Annotated in this window: 20 protein-coding genes and 1 tRNA gene; 14 read left to right on the top strand and 7 right to left on the bottom strand. The window is 52.5% G+C overall.

Annotation, left to right across the window (positions count from 1 at the left end; translation table 11 throughout):
• Positions 1 to 8: 8 nt before the first annotated feature.
• From WG31_RS01035 to WG31_RS01010, 6 genes are all read left to right on the top strand, one after another.
• Entirely contained in the window at positions 9 to 1,205 is a 1,197-nt protein-coding gene (locus WG31_RS01035) for a glycosyltransferase (protein ID WP_063353349.1), read from the top strand.
• Between the two features lie 112 nt (positions 1,206 to 1,317).
• Positions 1,318 to 2,178, top strand: a complete 861-nt coding sequence (gene hpnC, locus WG31_RS01030) for a squalene synthase HpnC (protein WP_063353348.1) — start codon at positions 1,318 to 1,320, stop codon at positions 2,176 to 2,178.
• Positions 2,179 to 2,276: 98 nt separating this feature from the next.
• Positions 2,277 to 3,155 (top strand): presqualene diphosphate synthase HpnD, encoded by an 879-nt coding sequence (gene hpnD / locus WG31_RS01025; RefSeq protein WP_035352759.1) that lies wholly within the window; start codon positions 2,277 to 2,279, stop codon positions 3,153 to 3,155.
• Between the two features lie 21 nt (positions 3,156 to 3,176).
• Complete coding sequence (gene hpnE / locus WG31_RS01020) at positions 3,177 to 4,475, top strand: hydroxysqualene dehydroxylase HpnE (RefSeq protein ID WP_063353347.1); 1,299 nt, start codon at positions 3,177 to 3,179, stop codon at positions 4,473 to 4,475.
• A 65-nt stretch (positions 4,476 to 4,540) separates the two neighbouring features.
• The gene (gene shc / locus WG31_RS01015; RefSeq protein ID WP_063353346.1) at positions 4,541 to 6,511 is read left to right on the top strand and encodes a squalene--hopene cyclase; all 1,971 of its coding nucleotides are present in this window, start codon (positions 4,541 to 4,543) and stop codon (positions 6,509 to 6,511) included.
• Positions 6,512 to 6,515: 4 nt separating this feature from the next.
• The gene (locus WG31_RS01010; protein ID WP_063353345.1) at positions 6,516 to 7,226 is read left to right on the top strand and encodes a phosphorylase family protein; all 711 of its coding nucleotides are present in this window, start codon (positions 6,516 to 6,518) and stop codon (positions 7,224 to 7,226) included.
• Between the two features lie 6 nt (positions 7,227 to 7,232).
• Here the strand turns inward: WG31_RS01010 and WG31_RS01005 are convergent, their stop codons facing one another.
• From WG31_RS01005 to WG31_RS00975, 7 genes are all read right to left on the bottom strand, one after another.
• On the bottom strand, positions 7,233 to 7,556 hold the full coding sequence (locus WG31_RS01005) for a hypothetical protein (RefSeq protein ID WP_231621227.1): 324 nt from the start codon (positions 7,554 to 7,556) through the stop codon (positions 7,233 to 7,235).
• The gene (locus tag WG31_RS01000; protein WP_006116766.1) at positions 7,534 to 9,060 is read right to left on the bottom strand and encodes an efflux transporter outer membrane subunit; all 1,527 of its coding nucleotides are present in this window, start codon (positions 9,058 to 9,060) and stop codon (positions 7,534 to 7,536) included. Before WG31_RS01000 ends, WG31_RS01005 begins: the two co-directional genes overlap by 23 nt.
• Positions 9,061 to 9,069: 9 nt before the next feature.
• Positions 9,070 to 9,981: an HlyD family efflux transporter periplasmic adaptor subunit gene (locus tag WG31_RS00995; RefSeq protein WP_003625609.1), complete on the bottom strand. Its 912-nt coding sequence runs from the start codon at positions 9,979 to 9,981 to the stop codon at positions 9,070 to 9,072.
• A gap of 26 nt (positions 9,982 to 10,007) precedes the next feature.
• Positions 10,008 to 10,202: a DUF1656 domain-containing protein gene (locus WG31_RS00990; protein WP_035352748.1), complete on the bottom strand. Its 195-nt coding sequence runs from the start codon at positions 10,200 to 10,202 to the stop codon at positions 10,008 to 10,010.
• Between the two features lie 22 nt (positions 10,203 to 10,224).
• Positions 10,225 to 10,719, bottom strand: coding sequence for a MarR family winged helix-turn-helix transcriptional regulator (locus WG31_RS00985; protein WP_006116765.1), 495 nt, complete (start codon positions 10,717 to 10,719; stop codon positions 10,225 to 10,227).
• Positions 10,720 to 10,852: 133 nt separating this feature from the next.
• Entirely contained in the window at positions 10,853 to 11,278 is a 426-nt protein-coding gene (locus WG31_RS00980) for a phage holin family protein (RefSeq protein WP_006116764.1), read from the bottom strand.
• 39 nt (positions 11,279 to 11,317) lie between these two features.
• Complete coding sequence (locus WG31_RS00975) at positions 11,318 to 11,620, bottom strand: hypothetical protein (protein WP_003625602.1); 303 nt, start codon at positions 11,618 to 11,620, stop codon at positions 11,318 to 11,320.
• Between the two features lie 73 nt (positions 11,621 to 11,693).
• Here WG31_RS00975 and WG31_RS00970 point away from each other — a divergent pair, with 73 nt between their 5' ends.
• From WG31_RS00970 to WG31_RS00940, 8 genes are all read left to right on the top strand, one after another.
• On the top strand, positions 11,694 to 12,809 hold the full coding sequence (locus WG31_RS00970; RefSeq protein WP_063353344.1) for an ATP-binding cassette domain-containing protein: 1,116 nt from the start codon (positions 11,694 to 11,696) through the stop codon (positions 12,807 to 12,809).
• Positions 12,810 to 12,844: 35 nt separating this feature from the next.
• On the top strand, positions 12,845 to 13,957 hold the full coding sequence (locus WG31_RS00965) for an extracellular solute-binding protein (RefSeq protein WP_063353343.1): 1,113 nt from the start codon (positions 12,845 to 12,847) through the stop codon (positions 13,955 to 13,957).
• A complete protein-coding gene (locus WG31_RS00960; RefSeq protein WP_006116762.1) occupies positions 13,939 to 14,376 on the top strand; it encodes a hypothetical protein in 438 nt (145 codons plus the stop codon). The genes WG31_RS00965 and WG31_RS00960 overlap by 19 nt, the downstream gene beginning before the upstream one ends.
• A complete protein-coding gene (locus WG31_RS00955) occupies positions 14,373 to 14,828 on the top strand; it encodes a YcgN family cysteine cluster protein (RefSeq protein ID WP_063353342.1) in 456 nt (151 codons plus the stop codon). Before WG31_RS00960 ends, WG31_RS00955 begins: the two co-directional genes overlap by 4 nt.
• 66 nt (positions 14,829 to 14,894) lie before the next feature.
• The gene (locus WG31_RS00950) at positions 14,895 to 15,572 is read left to right on the top strand and encodes a M48 family metallopeptidase (protein ID WP_063353341.1); all 678 of its coding nucleotides are present in this window, start codon (positions 14,895 to 14,897) and stop codon (positions 15,570 to 15,572) included.
• A gap of 72 nt (positions 15,573 to 15,644) precedes the next feature.
• A tRNA-Leu gene (locus tag WG31_RS00945) sits at positions 15,645 to 15,731 on the top strand.
• 114 nt (positions 15,732 to 15,845) lie between these two features.
• A complete protein-coding gene (locus tag WG31_RS16230) occupies positions 15,846 to 16,145 on the top strand; it encodes a DUF6538 domain-containing protein (RefSeq protein WP_367635139.1) in 300 nt (99 codons plus the stop codon).
• A gap of 155 nt (positions 16,146 to 16,300) precedes the next feature.
• Positions 16,301 to 17,566, top strand: a complete 1,266-nt coding sequence (locus WG31_RS00940) for a tyrosine-type recombinase/integrase (protein ID WP_245191534.1) — start codon at positions 16,301 to 16,303, stop codon at positions 17,564 to 17,566.
• Positions 17,567 to 17,835 lie beyond the last annotated feature (269 nt).

Genomic DNA, 17,835 nt, shown 5'->3' with positions numbered 1-17,835 from the left:
GAGCAGCAGTGATACTGGCTCTGGCTATCTTATGCGCCATTATCTGGATTGGGCTGATATTTTTTCATGGAAAATTCTGGCAGGCTGGCCCCATTCTGCAACCCGCAGACGCAGGCCGGACGCGCATGGATATTGCGCCGGATGTTACGGTGGTTGTGCCTGCCCGGGATGAAGCTGAATCCATTCAGCCAGCCCTCTCTTCTTTGCTGGCGCAGGATTACATGGGCCGCCTTTCCGTTATTTTGGTAAATGATCGCAGTACGGATAACACAGGGGATCTCGCACGGGCTTTGCCCGACCCTCTCAACCGCCTGACCGTTGTAGATGGGGCAGAGCCTTCTGCTGGCTGGAGCGGTAAATTATGGGCCGTTGCCCAAGGGGTGGCAGAGGCGGAGCGCCAATGTGCAGATGGCAGCGGTTACATACTGTTTACAGATGCAGATATTCTGCATGCTCCGGCACATGTTTCTACCTTGGTGGCCAAGGCACAAACAGATCGTTTGCACATGGTTTCCGAAATGGTGGAACTTCAGTGCGAAAGCCTTGCTGAGCGCGCTTTGGTGCCAGCTTTTGTATTCTTTTTTACCCTGCTTTATCCGTTCGCCAAGGTAAATAACCCCAAAGATAAAACGGCCGGAGCCGCAGGGGGCACCATTTTACTGCGCCGCGATATGCTCCGCCAGATTGGCGGCATTGAAGCCCTGCGTGGCGCCCTGATAGATGATTGCACACTGGCAAGCTGCGTCAAACAAGCTGGCGGCCACTTGTATCTAGGCCATTCCTGCTTGGCCAAATCTGTTCGTCCCTATCCAACGGCTGGCGATATCTGGCGTATGATTGCGCGCACGGCTTACGTGCAGTTACGCTTTTCACCCGCGCTATTGGTGTTAACCGTATTAGCCATGATTTTGGTGTGGCTTGCCCCTGCTGCACTTGCTTTTCTGGCACATGGGCCTGCACAATGGGTTGGAGCAGCCACGTTTGCCATTTCTCTCTGCTCCTTTATACCTACGCTGCGGCGCTTTCGCCTTTCGCCTTTCTGGGCATTGGCGTTGCCGTTTATTGCGCTGTTTTATACAGCCGCCACTATCGGGTCCGCCCTTAACCACCACCGGGGTAAAGGTGTGGTCTGGAAAGACCGCGCCTATACCGAAGCCATACCCAATGATGGGCGCACGCTGGAACAAAAAAGCCGGCGCGCCTGAAATATATCTGAAGCCTCCCTCTGGGCAGGGCCGCAGTTAAGGGATAGGCATTCCCGGCAGCCTCATGTAAATCACGGGGCTGCCCTTATCGCGCAATCATATTGAGCCAGGCATGACCAACACAACCAGCGTATGGGGAACAGCAGACGTTTCATCCGGCAAGGGAGCTTCGGATGAAAACTTTCCCGTCGGTTCCCTGCTAATCAGCAAAAAGCTGCGCCCGCACGTGCATGCCTACTATGATTACGCGCGTGTTATTGATGACATTGCAGATAGTGAAACCCTTGCCCCCGATGACAAGATTACACGCCTGAATGCAATGGAAGATGTTTTGCTCGGCAAGCGGGACCCGATCAACCGGCCCGATGCCCAAAGTGCAGCAACGTTGCGCCGGTCTCTTCTGCAAACGCATGTTCCGTTTGAAACGGCAACGGATCTGCTGATTGCCTTCCGCAACGATTCGCGCGGGCATGTCTATCAGACATGGGATGATCTGCTGCAATACTGCCGGTATTCCGCCAACCCTGTGGGCCGTTATCTGATTGGCCTGCACGAAGAATCTTCCGCCGCCTTTGCGCCCTCCGATGCACTGTGCACATCACTACAGATTCTAAACCACCTTCAGGATTGCTCTGGTGATCTCAAGCGCCTGAAGCGCTGCTACATCCCCGCAGATATGATGCAACGTTGCGGCACATCGCAACAGGATCTGCTGGCTGGTAGCAGCTCTCCTGCTCTGCGGCGTGTTTTCAACACCATGCTGGACGGGGTAGATGCCCTCAACCAGCAGGCTTCCGCCTTAGCTGCCCATATCCGTGACCGCCGGTTCCGTATGGAATGTGCTGCTATTGTAGAACTGGCACACTGCCTTACCCGCCGCCTGCGGCGTGAAGACCCACTGGCAGGGCGTGTGGCCTTGCGTCGGGCAGACGGCATGCATGCAGCTATTGCGGCCCTGCGGGCATGGGCATGACCTTTCCGAATGGCAGAACTTCTGTAAAAAGAGCCTGACCAAATAACTTTGACAATCGAACAACAAGTGAGAAGCGCGTGACAACCCCAGACATCCAGATGCATGACGAGCCGACCCCCCTTGGGTGTGATCCTGCTGATCTTGCCTGGGTGGAAAGTACGGTCAAACAGGCGGGAACCTCCTTTGCTGCTGGCATGCGTATCCTGCCCCCCATGCGCCGCTACGGCATGTATGCCATTTACGCTTTCTGCCGTGTGGTGGACGATATTGCCGATGGCCTGGCCCCGTTGGCAGAACGCACACAGGCATTGGAGGAATGGCACAAAAAGATTGCCCACCTGTATCAGGACAGGCTTGAAACCCCGCACGAACCGCTGGAACGCGTTCTGCTAGCCGCCATTCCGTTCTTTGCGCTGCAACAGGCAGATTTTGATGCCATCATCGATGGCATGCTGATGGATACCGCCACCCCGATTGTGGCGCCGGATGAAAAAACGCTGGATCTTTACTGTGATCGCGTAGCCGCAGCCGTTGGCCGTTTGTCTGTGCGTATCTTTGGTGAGTGCTCTGATGAAGGCAATAAGGTTGCCTATCATCTGGGCCGTGCCCTGCAGTTAACCAACATCCTGCGTGATCTGCCCGAAGATGCCGCACGTGGCCGCCTGTATCTGCCATCCGATCTGCTAGATCGGTTTAACGTGCCGCATGATCCGGTAAAGGCACTTACCGCCCCCGGCTTGCAGGAAGTTACCAAAATTATAGCCGCTCGTGCGCAGGATCACTTCACAACGGCATTTGCCACCATGAAGCTTTGCCGCCCCCGCACCATGCTGCCAGCCCGCATTATGGGTGCCAGCTATGAAACGGTGCTGAAAAACCTGCGCAAACGTGGATGGGGGCCTGATGTACTGCGCCAGCGGCCCGAAAGCTCCACCGTAGGCAAGGTTTACGCGCTCGCCTGCTCTTATCTTCCCTGATCGCACGATAAGGAAACGGTGATGACAGGCACTTTGCATATTATTGGCGCGGGCATGGCCGGTTTGGCCGCTGCGGTAGAAGCGGCGGGCTCTGGCCCACGCATTATCGTGCACGAAGCAGGCCGCGCCTGTGGCGGGCGGGCGCGCTCTTATATGGATCGTCAGCTTGGTTGCCGCATTGATAACGGTAACCATCTGCTGCTTTCTGCCAACAAAACTGTTTTCCGTTATCTGGGGCTTACCGGCGCGCTGGACACCTTAACCGGCCCCCACGCGCCACTTTTCCCCTTTGTAGATCTGGCCGAAGATGCGCGCTGGACATTAAACCTTTCCCGCGGGCGTATGCCGTGGTGGGTATTTCAGCCACATCGGCGTGTGCCGGATATGCGCCTGCCTGATTTGCGCAGCCTGTACCGCTTGATGAACGCAGGTGAAAACGAAACAGTTGCAGATTGCCTATTGCCCGGTGCCTTCGCCCGGCGGCTTTTAGAGCCGTTTGCTATTTCCGCCCTTAATACGCTTACCGATACCGGAAGCGCCGCATTGCTGGGTGCTGTTATTCGCGAATCTCTTTCCTTGGGGGGGACGGCCTGTATGCCGTGGTTTGCCAAGGTTGGCCTTTCCGAAACCTTGGTGGATCCGGCCCTAAAGCATTTGCAGGACATGAACGTAGAAGTGCGCACCCAAAGCCGTATTACCGGTGTGGAAGAAGCGCGCGGCCGCATTACAACCCTGCATACACCCGAAGAAGACATTACCTTGGGGCCTGATGATTCCATCATCATGGCTGTACCTGCTCCTGTGGCGCAGAGTCTCTTAGCCAACAAGATTGCTGGCATAACCGCCCCAACGGAATTTGAAAGCATTCTAAACCTGCATTTCAAGCTGGATGAACGCCCCATTCCACAAGGCTCTTTTGCGCAATGTGGGTTTATGGGCGTTATTGGCGGCGTAACGGAATGGGTTTTCCTGCGCGAAAACATTCTGTCTGTTACCGTAAGCGCCGCCAACCGCTATGCAGACCAGAATCAGGATGATCTGGCCCGCACCATCTGGCAGGAAGTCTGCCAGGCTTGTGATGCCGTGCTGGAGCAACCTCTTCCGGCCACACCGGCGGCCCAACGTGTTGTGTGGGAAAAACGCGCAACCTTTGCAGCCACACCTGAACAAAACCGCCTACGCTGTGGCCCTGCTACACCTTTGGTAAATCTGGCTCTGGCCGGAGACTGGACAAACACCGGCTTGCCCGCAACCCTTGAAGGGGCCATGCGGTCTGGCGTGCAAGCTGTTCATACTTTGGGCCTCAAGCACCCTCGGTAATATCCCCTTAAAACGCACTGCGCTCTAAACAGCTTTACGCTTGCAAGCAGAAAGGATTTTCTGACATGGCCGCCGATGGGAGTGCTCTTTCCGAATCACGCCTTTCTTCAGATGTTCTGGATCGTGCGGTTCTGAGTGCGCATACCGCTCTCAGTCAGGCCCAGCAAAATGATGGGCATTGGGTTTATGAGCTGGAAGCCGATGCCACCATTCCTGCCGAATATATCCTGCTCGAACACTTCATGGACAGGATTGACGATGCGCTGGAGCAGAAAATTGCCATCTACCTGCGCCGTATCCAAAGTGAAGAGCACGGGGGCTGGCCCCTTTACCACAATGGCAAGTTTGACCTTTCCGCCACTGTAAAAGCTTACTTTGCGCTCAAAGCCGTGGGGGATGATGTGAATGCCCCCCATATGCAGCGTGCACGAGAAGCCATTCTGGATCATGGTGGGGCGGAACGCTCAAACGTGTTTACACGCTCCCAGCTTGCTTTGTTTGGTGAAGTGCCGTGGCGTGCAACTCCGATTATGCCCGTAGAGTTGATGCTGCTGCCTGCCAAGGCATTCTTTTCCGTGTGGAACATGTCTTACTGGTCCCGCACAGTTATTGCGCCGCTTCTGGTGCTGGCAGCCCTCCGCCCTGTGGCGGCAAATCCGCGCCAGATCCATGTGCGTGAGTTGTTTGTTACTCCGCCAGAAAAAGTGCAGGACTGGATTCGAGGCCCTTATCGCTCGGCATGGGGGTATGTTTTTAAAGGGCTGGATAGCGTTTTGCGGCCCATCGTACCGTTTATTCCCGAAAAAACGCACAAAAAAGCCATTCAAGCCGCCCTTGATTTTATCGAACCTCGCTTAAATGGCAAAGATGGCTTGGGGGCTATTTACCCTGCCATGGCCAACGTGGTGATGATGTATCGGGCCATGGGCGTGCCGGATAAAGACCCGCGTGCAAAAACGGCATGGGAAGCCGTGCAGACCCTTATCGTTGAAAAAGACGATGAAGCCTACTGTCAGCCCTGCGTTTCCCCTATTTGGGACACCGGACTTTCTGGCCATGCCATGATTGAGGCAGCCTCTGGCCCCAATGGAATTGCGCCAGAAAAAACGCTTGGCGAGTTGAAAAAAACCTCTGCATGGCTCCGCAGTAAGCAGATCCTGAATGTAAAGGGAGATTGGGCCGTTCGTAACCCCAATCTGGCCCCCGGTGGCTGGGCTTTCCAATACGGGAACGACTATTACCCCGATGTGGATGATACAGCCGTAGTGGGTATGCTGTTGCACCGTGAGGGCGACCCAGCAAATGCTGAAGCCATTGCGCGTGCACGCGCATGGATTGTGGGCATGCAAAGCACAGATGGTGGCTGGGGTGCTTTTGATATCGACAACAACAAGAATGTTCTCAACCACATTCCTTTTGCCGATCATGGTGCATTGCTCGACCCACCCACAGCAGATGTCACCGCACGCTGTATTTCCTTTCTGGCCCAATTGAAAAACCCAGAAGATGAGCCCGTTATCAAGCGTGGACTGGAATATCTGCGCAAGGAGCAGGAAAAAGACGGTTCCTGGTTTGGGCGGTGGGGCACAAACTACATTTACGGCACATGGTCTGCGCTGTGCGCCTTAAATGCTGCTGGCATTTCCCACGATGACCCAGCCGTGGTGAAAGCTGTGGAATGGCTCCGCTCTGTCCAGCGAACAGATGGCGGCTGGGGCGAGGGTTGCGAATCTTATGAAGGCGGCCCACACGGCACGTATGGTGAAAGCCTGCCATCACAAACAGCATGGGCTGTTCTGGGCCTGATGGCCGCAGGCCGGCGGGATGATCCAGCCGTAACGCGCGGCATTGCATGGCTGGCCGACCAGCAGGATGCGAACGGGGAATGGCATGAAGACCCCTATAATGCTGTTGGCTTCCCCAAGGTATTTTACCTGCGTTACCACGGCTACAAGCAGTTCTTCCCGCTTATGGCATTAGCCCGCTATCGCAATCTTGAAAGCAGCAATACCCGCCGCGTTTCCTTTGGGTTCTAAATCAATGACATCAGCCTCTGCCCAGCCTTCGCCATCTCGCCCCGGCATTCTGGTGGGGTTAAAAGCGGAAGCACGCCTTATCCGCTCTATTTTCCCGCATGCTGCCATTGCCGCTAGTGGCGCGACACATACCGGAGCAAAGCGCGAAGCTGCCAGATTGGTTGCCAGCGGGGCTGATTGTCTGCTCTCCTTTGGCTTGGCTGCGGGGCTGAACCCGGCATTATCTGCTGGCAGCATTGTTATTCCAGAAAAGGTTTCCTGCTGGGACACAAACGCCGTATGCGATGCCACTTTACGCCATATTTTAGGTGGAGATCAGGCGGGTGTGCAGGGCGGAACGCTGCTGCATAGTGATACCGTGGTAATGGATGCAGCCCATAAGGCGCAGCTTTTTGCACAGTCTCATTGCCCCGCATTAGATATGGAAAGCGGTTTTCTTGCAAAAGCAGCAGAAGAAGCCGGGCTGCCTTTTGCTGTTCTACGGGTTGTCTGCGATCCGGCAGACCGTTCCCTGCCCCCCATTGCAGGCTCTGTTCTTTCCCCTGAAGGGGGCCTGCAAATCGGTAAGTTAATGTGTGATATCGTGCGCCACCCAACGCAGATTGGTGGGCTTATTCACCTTGGGCAAGATGCAGCTTTGGCACGTAAAGCCATGATCTCGTTTCTAACGACACAAGCGCAAACCCCTGCCTTTAAACGACTTGCAGGCAACTAATTCTGCCTAGCGCCCATCCATATTGGATACGATTCCATCTGCATCCTCATCATCTGAGGATGCTTCAAATTCTTCCCATACATTGCCTACAGGACGGTTGAGAAGCACAAAGCTACCTCCAACCATCGCTGCACCTATAACAGGAAACAACCACCGGAAAACCAGCATACCCCAGCTATCTTGCGGATGGCTGTACGCCACAGCCCACCACCCCGTAAAACACATCAGCGTAAAGCCACCGGTCATCAATAGGGCAACCAGCAGAATACGCTTGACGTAAGGCGATGCTAACCCGCCCTGCTGCGGCTTATTGTTTGAAGGCGCGGGCAAGGAAGTTCTGCGTTTCAAGAGAAACGGGCAAAGTGGTGTTGGTAAGAGCAACACCTTTCCACCCGGCACCCAGCGCCGTGTATAGATTTACCGCATCACGCAGACGCTCCAACTTAGCAAGAGCCTCCATGTTCTGGGCATTCAAGGTGGTGCGTTCGGTTGTCAGCACTTCCAGAAACCCTACCAAACCAGCACCGTAGAGTTTACGCGCACGCTCACTGGCAGTTGCGCTATCTTCTGCGGCTTTATGCAACTGTTCGGCATATTCAATATCATCATGCCATGCCGCCATGGCATCTTCTACTTCCTTGAAGCCCTGCAAAACAGTCTGACGATACGTGAGACGCGCAGCTTCTGCCGCAGCCTGTGCTGCACGAACTTCTGCCGTCATCTTGCCGCCGTGCATCAATGGCATGCTGGCCATCAGCAGGAACTGCCAGCTCATGGCATTTGCCTGAAACGCCTGATACATGGCCGATGCATTCGGGTTGAATGTAAGCGGCACGACAAAATGTGGATACAGGTTGGCAACAGCCACACCAATCTGAGCCGTGGCTACGGCATATTGCCGCTCCGCCATACGGATATCTGGACGGTTAGCAATAACGATAGACGGCAGTGTAGCAGGAAATTCTGGAACAATTGGCAGAGGCCGCGGAATCTTCAATTCCTCTTCCAGTTCACCCGGCATTTTACCCAGCAGCACGGCAATGGCGTGTGTTACCTGCGAAACACGTGTTTTTAGCGGTTCACGCGCAGCAATCTGCGCATCCATTTCGGCCTGTGCCTGTGCAATCTGCAAGGTGTTACCCACACCTTCCAGATACAGCTTGTTAGTAAGATCCAACGCATCCTTAGCAACGCGAATGTTATCCGTGGCGATCTTGATCTGAAGCTGTGTTACGCGCAGCAACATATAGTCGGACGCAAGCTCGGATAGCAGACCCATCAGCAACGCGCGGCGGCCTTCAATATTGGCTTCAACCTGATGTTCATGCGCTTCCACATCTCGGCGGATACGCCCGAACATATCCAGCTCCCACGATGCCATCACACCATATGTCAACATAGAAGCTTCTGGCTGGTTAGCCGGATTACCCGGGCGAATTGGCCAGTTATCGATGTTGATGGAATAGCGCACATCACCACCGCCCATATTGGCATCCATTTGTGGATACCACTGTGCGGCAGACCGATCACGAATGGCCCGTTCGGCCAGAATACGCTGTCCGGCAATCTGCAGATCGTAGTTGCCCTTAATGGCATCATCCACCAAGCGTGTGAGAATGGGATCTTTGAACAAAGACCACCACTCTGTCATTTCCTTGTTGGTGCGTTCGATCTCTTCAGGCGTAGCCGGATGCTCTTCCTCCGTCTCCTTGAACGCTGCCGGAACCTTCATGCGGTCTGGCTGATAATTTGGCCCTACGGTACAGGCTGACAACAACATGGATGTTGCCAGAAACAGCCCAAGGCGACGACGACCCTTCATGTTCTGTCTCATGTCCTGCGCTTACAGATGATCTTGCAGCCAGGTCGTCAACTTTCCGCGGCGGCCTCTGGGTTCAGGGCCTACGCTCACAGTTGCCGTCATACCTGCTGCCAGCGTGACACTATCGGGCACGTGGTCAATGTGAATACGAACAGGAATACGCTGTGCCAGACGCACCCAGGTAAAGATTGGGTTCACATCCTGCAGCCCCAGCTTATCTGGTGTGCCGTTGGTATCGTTAATACCGCGCGCAATGCTGACAACATGGCCTGTAAGGATAGGCTTATAGCCCATCAGCTTAACGCGGGCTTCATCACCCACGTGTACGCCCCACATCTTTGTTTCTTCGAAATACCCGTAAACCCAGTAGGAGTCGGAATCGATAACGGCCATACGTGCCTGCCCGGCAGAGGCGTAATCGCCCACCCGCAGGTTCAGGTTGGTGATGTAACCATTTACCGGAGAATACAGAACCGAACGCTGCAAGTTCAGTTTGGCCACATCCAAAGCGGCACGCGCTGCATCCACAGATGCAATCTGTGTGGCCACATTAGAGTTAAAGACTTCCTGTTCTTCGGCCGACACAATGCCACCCAAGCCCATACGACGGCGGGCATCATTGCGTTTCAGCTTCAAATCTTCCAATGCGCCATCAAGCCGGGCCTGTGCCTCACGAATAGCAAGACGGAAACGCACCGGATCAAGCACAAACAGTGGGTCACCCTTATGCACAAACTGGTTATCCACGATGGGAATCTGCACCACTGTGCCAGAAACTTCGGGGGCCACGTCCACAACGTAAACACGCACACGGCCATCGCGGGTCCAGGGTGCAATCATATACACGTTCCACAGGGTAATCCCCAGAACGATGGCCAGTGAGACGACCGCAAGGGTCAGAACAACTCGTATCAGGGTGCGCAGAAGGGGCATTGCGGAGACTCAAAAGCCTTTTCGGGTCAGACGTAGAGGATCAGCAGGCAAAGAATACTGACGTATAACGATACTTCGAACAACGCGATATGCCAGAACCAGCCCAGAAGGCCGCTCCACCACAACACGAAGCGAACACACATTGTAATCGGCAGCGCCGCTAGGGCGTACACGACAATAGGTGCAATAAAAACACCAAATATATTGAATTCAGCTAGCATGGCACTGTTCTGGAAACTGGCATTACCGCATGCCTCTTTTATCACCACCAATGGTATCCCGGTGGTTTTGGGCGGCTTGCTCAACCCGGTCAAGAACGCCGCAGCATTCTTCCAGCTCCGTGGTGGAAACATCTTCCGTTAGGCGGGCTGTCACTTCATCCGCCACGCGGCTGACAAGAGCAGCAACACTGCGCCCTTCTTCCGTAATACTTACCAGTTTGGAGCGGCGATCTTCTTCATCCGTTTCACGCACCACGTAGCCACGCTTTTCCAGCACATCCAAAAGCCGCACCAGTGAAGGGGCTTCCAAGGAGAGGGAGCGGGCCAGATCTGTCTGGCGCATGGGTGTTTTGGAGAAGTTGAGGTAATAAATGGGCCGCCATGTGGCGTCTGTCAGGCCGAAGGCCCGCAGATCGGCATCAATCTCCCGCCGCCACACAGCAGCAAGACGCGCCAGCCGATATCCAAAGAAACGGCGGGGCTCATTGGCCATAACGGGATGATGATTCGGTTCCATTCCCTACCCACACTAGTGAGCGTGCAAACAATTTGCACACTCACGAAAGACAGCGCCATCATTTACAGAAAAAATCCTGCGCGCCAATGCAAATTTGGAATGGAACCTATGGTTTCGTCCAGACTGGACGATTTCAGTCCTTTTTCCGCCGCACAACGTCCCACACTTTGCGAGATCCACCACGGCCCATGGCTGTTGCAACGGTTGCCGTTACGGCTGCCATGGTCATGGAGTCGCGCATCATGGTGATATTGCGGTCACGGGCAATGCGGGCTTCCACTTCCTGCACTGTCAGGTAAGAACGACGGCCAAACAGCACACAAACCAGAGCCACAAACACATCCAGCCCGAATACTGTAAACGCCGCACCTACCGGGCCAAAATGCCCGACAAAAACCAGAAGCACCCAAAGGAGCCCATGCCCTGTAATCAGGGCAAATAGTCCAAATACTGCCGCCATTGCCAACAATACGGCTTGCTTGCCGTATCGTATGGCCATCTGTTGCATCAGATTAGACTGAGCATTCAGGGCGGATTTACCAAGATCAAAGATACGCATGGGCTCCGAGGCTACCTTTGTTCAGATGACGCACAAGCGTCAGCGTGACAGACGCCCAAGGATAAAGCCCACCACGCCGGAAATGGCAATGGACAACCAGGAAGACTGACCACGATTACGCTTAGCAAGATCGCTTTGTGCATGATCGGCCAGTTCGCGCGCATTGGCAACCGCCTGCTCCTTCAGCGTGCCGGCTTTATCCCCTGCACGGCCCAGCGCTGGCACCAGATGCTGGGTCACAAGGCGTTCAAGATGCGCTTTTACGGCTTCCAATTCGTCCCGCGCCGTGTCGGCTGCGGCTTCACCTGCTGCTTTTACTTCTTTGATTTTATCTGAAGACATGAAAGAAACCTCCGTTTACCTGCCTGAAATATAGTGCACTTTACTTCTAACCCACGGAAAGGGACATAGTTGCATGCATACCACGCATGGCTCATCCACAGCACTGGCGGTTCACAATCTAGCGTTCTTTCACAACGCAGAACCCCTCACGCTTTCTCTACCGGCGGGAAGTTGCACAGCCATACTGGGAATCGGGCAAGACAATGCGGATCTAACCTGTTTGGCAGAAACATTGGCTGGCAGACGCCCCTTTACGGTTGGGCAGATAGAAATTAACGGCACACCATATAACTTAAACACATCTGGCCATAAAAAACTGGCAACAATAGGCCCGCACGCGCCCTTGTTTCCGCACATTTCCGTTCTGGACAATATTTTCCTGCCCCTGCGCGCCAGTGGCACGTTTCACAAGTCTGAAATCGCACATCGCGGGGCTGAAATACTGGCCCTGACTGGCTTGGAAGCCCTGCGTGCCCAACCGGCCCGCATACTCAATGCAGAACAGATATTTCGGACGCAGCTAGCGCGCGCCCTGATCATGCAGCCCGATGTTGTGGTTCTGAATCAGCCTTTCGAAAACATGGATCACCCCACCATCCGGCGTGCAATCACATTTTTGGATCGGTTACGCCATGCCATAGGACTGAGCATTCTGCTGCTTTCACGCCAGAAGCAGGACTGTATGATAGCGGCAGATCAGATTGGCGTTATGCAAAATGGCACCCTGTTACAGATAGGAGATGTTGCCACCCTACTAAACCGCCCTACTTGCCTAAGCGTGGCAGCACAGTTTGGGGATGCCAATGTTATCAGCGGCAAGGTATTACTTATAGAGGATGACATTGCCGAATTGCGCCTGCCATCGGGCGAGACAGTGGAAGCTGTGGCCGATTACAATCTAGAAGAAAATGATCTGGCCAGCATTTGCATTCTGCCTGACCGCCTTTCCGTTCTGTTTCCTCGCTCCGGTGGCATGGAGATAGAAGATAAAACAGATATTGCCTGCACTCTTGTTTCCGCCCATCACATTGGCCACGCCATTGCCATGCGGTTTCGCACCTTGGATGGCACGGAAATTATAGCTCACCGCCCCCTGGTCCATTTGCCGCGTGAACTCCGCCCCGGCAACAAGGCCATATTGGCTTGGCAACCACAGAACGCTATCGCCTTTCCGATGGATGCAAAATAAGGCTAAACTCATCTGCCTTCATTTGGCGGCACTATATGCGCGAGGTCACCCTGTTTTCTTTTTCTTTCCTGCACGGTCGCTCCAGCGGGACACCGTCCCCCCACCCTCAGAAACAAGCGCCTTCTGCCGGGACCATTTCCCGACGGAAAGCCCTGCTGGCTGGGTTGGGCGGCGGCGTAATCTCTCTTGCCCCTCAAATGGTTCAGGCGCGTCCTGCGCATAAACACACAATTGCACATGCAGACGCCGCCTTACGGGTTCTGACATTCTCGGGCAGGATTTGTGACATACAGAAAAAAATCCTTTTTGCCGGATACACACGTCAGACACATCACCGCATCATCACCTCTGGATGGGACGGATCTCTAACCGCTCTCCAGCAACAGGAAAAAAACAGCCCCAAACATTGGGCTGCGGTCATGATGGAAAATAGCAGTCTGGCGATAGGAGGCAGCGCTGGCCTGCTTGCTCCTTTGCCTGAAGATGCAGCACAACCCAATTATTCCACCAGCATTGATTACGCTATTGCGTGGGATAGCTCACGTTTTGACACCGCCCCCAACTGGGCGGACTTTTGGGACGTTGCCCGCCATCCGGGACGGCGCAGCCTACGGCGTGACCCACGCACCACGCTAGAAATTGCCCTACTGGCTGATGGCGTACCATCCGAAATGGTTTACCGCACACTCAACACCCAAGATGGGTTAATACGGGCCTTCCGGAAACTGGATCAGCTACGGCCTTATATTGTCTGGTGGTCCACCCCGGAAGAAGCCGGGCAGATTTTAAAAAGCGGTGGCGCCCTTATGGGGCTTGCGCCTACCGGGGAAATGCTGAACACAGCCGATGGAGATACCAAGCGTTTTGGCATCTGTTGGCAACAACGCTTACAGGTGCGTTACGGCTGGGGAGTGCCACATAGTTCTGCCACCACTGCTACCGCGCTCAGTTTTGTATCATGGCTTGATCAGGCACAGCAGCAGCAAGCATTTTCTAACGCATGGCCATCTCTACCATCCATGAGAGATATGGCCGTGGATACCACCTTACGCCACTTGGCTGCGCCCCTTGTTGTTGATGATATCTTCTGGATAAATCATTTAAACATCATTGCAGAACACTTTGAACAATGGGCGCTCCGCAAGTGATTCCTTCTCTGATGCAAATCCCATTGCCTTATTCTTTTTTATGGGGATTTGTCTGCATAAGTATAACAAGCATATTTCTTGTGTTTGTTCTGCTTATGCTGGCATTTGCCATACATGCTGGGCGCATTTTTTATATCTCATTCTTTATGTTGTTTATTCCAGCATCGGTTCTTAGTATTTTTTTGCCTGTTGTCATCAACACACCTTATACTCCTTTTTTACAGGGTGCCTTAAGCTTACCTTTGCTTGCACTATGGCCGCTTGCCAAACTTGAAACCCTACCAGAAGCATGGGGACCTACAGCACGTGAACTGGGGGCAAACCAAAGCGCATGCCTACAGCTCATCATCTGGCCTCTTCTTAAGAAACCTTTAATCGTAAGCTTCTTCCTCTCCCTCTTTTTTGGCATTGCACAATGACGGCACCTTTTTGGGAAACAACCCCACTTACAGAAATGACCACAGAGCAATGGGAAAGCCTGTGTGATGGATGCGGACGCTGCTGCTTGCACAAACTGCGTGATGATGACACGGAAGAACTGCATTACACATCTGTTGCGTGCCGTCTTTTGGATGTTAAAACATGCCAATGCACAGATTACGCGCAACGCCATCGCAAAGTGCAAGACTGCATTACTCTAACACCAGAGATGATTCCTGAACTTGATTGGTTACCGCCTGATTGTGCATATCGCCGCCTTTCGGAAGGGCGTGGCCTACCACAGTGGCACCCATTGCTAACGCATACTGCCCAATCTGTTATCATCGCGGGTGAATCTGCTGCAGGACGCTGTATAAGTGAAAGACGCGCAGGGGCACTGGAAGATTACATTGTCCGTTGGCCCGGCCTTCCTGCTGAGGAATCTCTCTAAAAAACCTTTACCCGGAAAGATGTTTTCTTGAATTGCAAAGAACATTCATCTTGGCCAGAGCATGTTATGCTGCAAGGATATGGTTCTGCAAAAATAATTTGGCGCGTTTCAACAAAAGCCAAACGCTGTATCTTACGAATTTCTGCAAAAGAACAGGCTATTCTTGTTACTTTGCCTAAAGGGTTCCCTTACACACAGGCCTTGGATTTTGTACATAAACAAGCGCAATGGATTACAATACGCCTTGAAAAATTAGTGCAAACACCACATTTTGCTATTGGTTCCCATATTCCTATTCAAGATAAATACTACACAATTTGCCATGCCCTTCATCGCAAAGGTGGTGCGTGGCTAGAAAATGATTGCCTTTTTGTAAGCGGAGATCCGTCTTTTCTTGCGCGACGCGTGGAAGACTTTCTTAAGCAACATGCAACCAAAATTCTTACTCAAGAAATGCACTGCGTGGCCCAAGCTGTTGGATTACGTCCTACACGGTTAGATATTCGTGACACATCGAGCCGTTGGGGAAGTTGTTCATCTTCTGGACGTATAATGTTGTCATGGCGTTTAATAATGGCACCATTTTTTGTACGCCATTATTTGATTGCCCATGAATTAAGCCATCTACAACATATGAACCATAGTGCCCAGTTCTGGAAAATGGTTGACACATTCACCCCTCACAGACAGCAAGCCGAAAATTGGCTACAACACTTTGGACCAATTTTACACGCTGCTCGATAAAACATACTGTTGCAGTTCTCTCCGACCATGCTAAAACGCTTTCAATCATCAGAGATGCATCATTGCATCTGCGCGAACTTGGCGGAATGGTAGACGCAGGAGACTTAAAATCTCCAGCCTGTAAAAGGCGTGCGGGTTCGAGTCCCGCAGTTCGCACCACCATAACTCATTGTTTTTGTTCATTATTCTGGATTTCCAGAAACATAGACCCCGCAAACTCTTACACAAGGTCTTACACAGGCTTTGGCGGGGGACGATGAACAAGGCAGAAACATGCTCCAGTGCCGGGCAACAGGTTTCTATTTCAGGACACGAGTTCCATCACGATTCCGTGATACTCTTAAAAAGAATGAAATCTGCTTTTCGCTGTTCACCAGATCAAGGAAAATCGCACTAATCCGTGCTGGAACAGCATACGAACGAACACAGGCACTTTTTGCAAAGATCGAACACGCGATGGCTCATGAACCGTGGATTATATCGGATGAGGAAAAGCAGGATTATGCTGACCTTCTCAGACGCTCCATCCTTCCCCGGAAACCAGCGGAGCTCAGGAAACAAGAGACAGCCTGACAGAATGCGTACGGTCATATCTTGACAATGATAATGCCAGGAATTTCCTAGAGGCCATAATCCGGTCATATGAGCTCGAAATTGCGTCGCTGATCTCCCAATACAAGACCATCAACGCTGAACATCTCCTGTCCCATGTCAGAGAGACAGACCGCATGACCGCGCTCACCGGCTATCTCAAGGATACAGCCGAACCCGCAATGGAAAAGCTGATCCGTTCAGGTGAAATCCTTGCGTCCAGAGTCCAAGGCCATCAGGAAACCATCAAGGTCTTTGAAAATCAGTCTGCACTGTTACGGGAAACATTGGCTCCTGTCTTCCAACAACTGGAAGTGAAACCCTCTCCCCTGTTCTCGGAAGCAGTCTCTACCTTCATGACGTCACCAGAGATTAAAACCAAGCCAAACAGCGAACTGGCTATGATGACTAACGTCTATCGCAGATGGATTGAAATCAATGGCGATGAACCTATCCGCACTTATTCCAGTAAGCACGCCAATAAATATATCGAAATGATGACCCAGATTCCCGGTACCTATGGAAAGGGTAAAACCAAGGAACTTACGGTTGATGAACTTATTAAATATGCAAAGCGGAACCGCATAAAAGCCCTTCTCAAAACCAAAACCATCAAAAACCATTTCTCCAAGATGTCGATCCTATGGACCTTTCATGAAAAAAAGGAACTGGTGAACCGAGGCTCCAATGTCTTCAAAGACTGGTCTTTTGGCCGAAAACTGAAGGGCGATGGCTATAAAGCGTGGCCTGAGGACGACCTGCGGAAACTCATCGACACCCCATGGCCTCCCGGCCAGATTTCCCAAAGAACATTTGGTATGATTGTCGGCATTGGGTCGTATACAGGGATGAGGCTGGAAGAAATATGTCGGTTGCGGAAGCTGGATGTCATCAACATCAAAGGCGTCTGGTGTTTCAATATCTGTGAGCATCTGCCACGACGTAACAGACCAGCGGAGGCGTGGAACCCCAAGACTGAGGCCGGTGAAAGGGTTATTCCTATCCACCACAAACTGATTGAAGCTGGGATTCTGGAATGGGCCAAGAGTGCCAATTATTACCTCTTTAACGAACTGACATTCAGCGGAAGGGATAAAAAACGAAGCGTGGGCTTTGGAGGAAAATTCTCAACATTCAAAAACCGGCTTGGCATTAAGTCCTCTACTATTGTTTTTCACAGCTTTCGTCATAATGTCTCCACCAAGCTCAGAAATACGCCAGGAGGCGACACCGGCATCAGAGAACTCTGGATTGATGATTTTCTCGGCCATGAATACGGACATCACTCAGAAGGCGTAAAGCGATATCTGGATGGTATCGATCTTGAAAATATCGTTCAGGTGGCTGAGTCCATGCAGTATCCGGATTTCTGGGATATCAGGACACTTATGGGAGAGGCTTAAAATTCATTTCCATAGGGTTTTAAGTGCCATCTCACCCACAACAATCATAATGCCAATAATCCACAGGATTTGAGCTGTAAGATGACGATAAGATTCAGGGATAAACTTTTTTATTTTTTATAATTTTTTCTCATGTGAGTTGCCGGCATCTTATCCATGGGAGAAGCAGGAAGGGGCATCCTGGACCTACCCCCTCCCTTTCTCTTCTCCCTTAATTTCTGAATTCTGAAGATCAATAAATTGGAAACATGATAACAAATCTTTGGTCT

The sequence above is a fragment of the Acetobacter oryzifermentans genome (assembly GCF_001628715.1).
Taxonomy (GTDB): Bacteria; Pseudomonadota; Alphaproteobacteria; order Acetobacterales; family Acetobacteraceae; genus Acetobacter; species Acetobacter oryzifermentans.
Note: the sequence above shows the minus strand (reverse complement) of the source record. Positions and strands in the feature narration are given on the sequence as shown.

Excerpts from the sequence above, each read along its gene's own strand:
- WG31_RS16230 (WP_367635139.1), top strand. The coding sequence starts at position 15,846 with ATGCTCCAGTGCCGGGCAACAGGTTTCTATTTCAGGACACGAGTTCCA.
- WG31_RS01000 (WP_006116766.1), bottom strand. The coding sequence starts at position 9,060 with ATGAGACAGAACATGAAGGGTCGTCGTCGCCTTGGGCTGTTTCTGGCA.
- WG31_RS01010 (WP_063353345.1), top strand. The coding sequence starts at position 6,516 with ATGACATCAGCCTCTGCCCAGCCTTCGCCATCTCGCCCCGGCATTCTG.
- WG31_RS00955 (WP_063353342.1), top strand. The coding sequence starts at position 14,373 with ATGACGGCACCTTTTTGGGAAACAACCCCACTTACAGAAATGACCACA.
- WG31_RS00995 (WP_003625609.1), bottom strand. The coding sequence starts at position 9,981 with ATGCCCCTTCTGCGCACCCTGATACGAGTTGTTCTGACCCTTGCGGTC.
- hpnE (WP_063353347.1), top strand. The coding sequence starts at position 3,177 with ATGACAGGCACTTTGCATATTATTGGCGCGGGCATGGCCGGTTTGGCC.
- WG31_RS00960 (WP_006116762.1), top strand. The coding sequence starts at position 13,939 with ATGGGCGCTCCGCAAGTGATTCCTTCTCTGATGCAAATCCCATTGCCT.
- WG31_RS00970 (WP_063353344.1), top strand. The coding sequence starts at position 11,694 with ATGCATACCACGCATGGCTCATCCACAGCACTGGCGGTTCACAATCTA.
- hpnD (WP_035352759.1), top strand. The coding sequence starts at position 2,277 with ATGCATGACGAGCCGACCCCCCTTGGGTGTGATCCTGCTGATCTTGCC.
- shc (WP_063353346.1), top strand. The coding sequence starts at position 4,541 with ATGGCCGCCGATGGGAGTGCTCTTTCCGAATCACGCCTTTCTTCAGAT.
- hpnC (WP_063353348.1), top strand. The coding sequence starts at position 1,318 with ATGACCAACACAACCAGCGTATGGGGAACAGCAGACGTTTCATCCGGC.
- WG31_RS00965 (WP_063353343.1), top strand. The coding sequence starts at position 12,845 with ATGCGCGAGGTCACCCTGTTTTCTTTTTCTTTCCTGCACGGTCGCTCC.
- WG31_RS00975 (WP_003625602.1), bottom strand. The coding sequence starts at position 11,620 with ATGTCTTCAGATAAAATCAAAGAAGTAAAAGCAGCAGGTGAAGCCGCA.
- WG31_RS00990 (WP_035352748.1), bottom strand. The coding sequence starts at position 10,202 with ATGCTAGCTGAATTCAATATATTTGGTGTTTTTATTGCACCTATTGTC.
- WG31_RS00985 (WP_006116765.1), bottom strand. The coding sequence starts at position 10,719 with ATGGAACCGAATCATCATCCCGTTATGGCCAATGAGCCCCGCCGTTTC.
- WG31_RS00980 (WP_006116764.1), bottom strand. The coding sequence starts at position 11,278 with ATGCGTATCTTTGATCTTGGTAAATCCGCCCTGAATGCTCAGTCTAAT.
- WG31_RS00940 (WP_245191534.1), top strand. The coding sequence starts at position 16,301 with ATGACCGCGCTCACCGGCTATCTCAAGGATACAGCCGAACCCGCAATG.
- WG31_RS00950 (WP_063353341.1), top strand. The coding sequence starts at position 14,895 with ATGCTGCAAGGATATGGTTCTGCAAAAATAATTTGGCGCGTTTCAACA.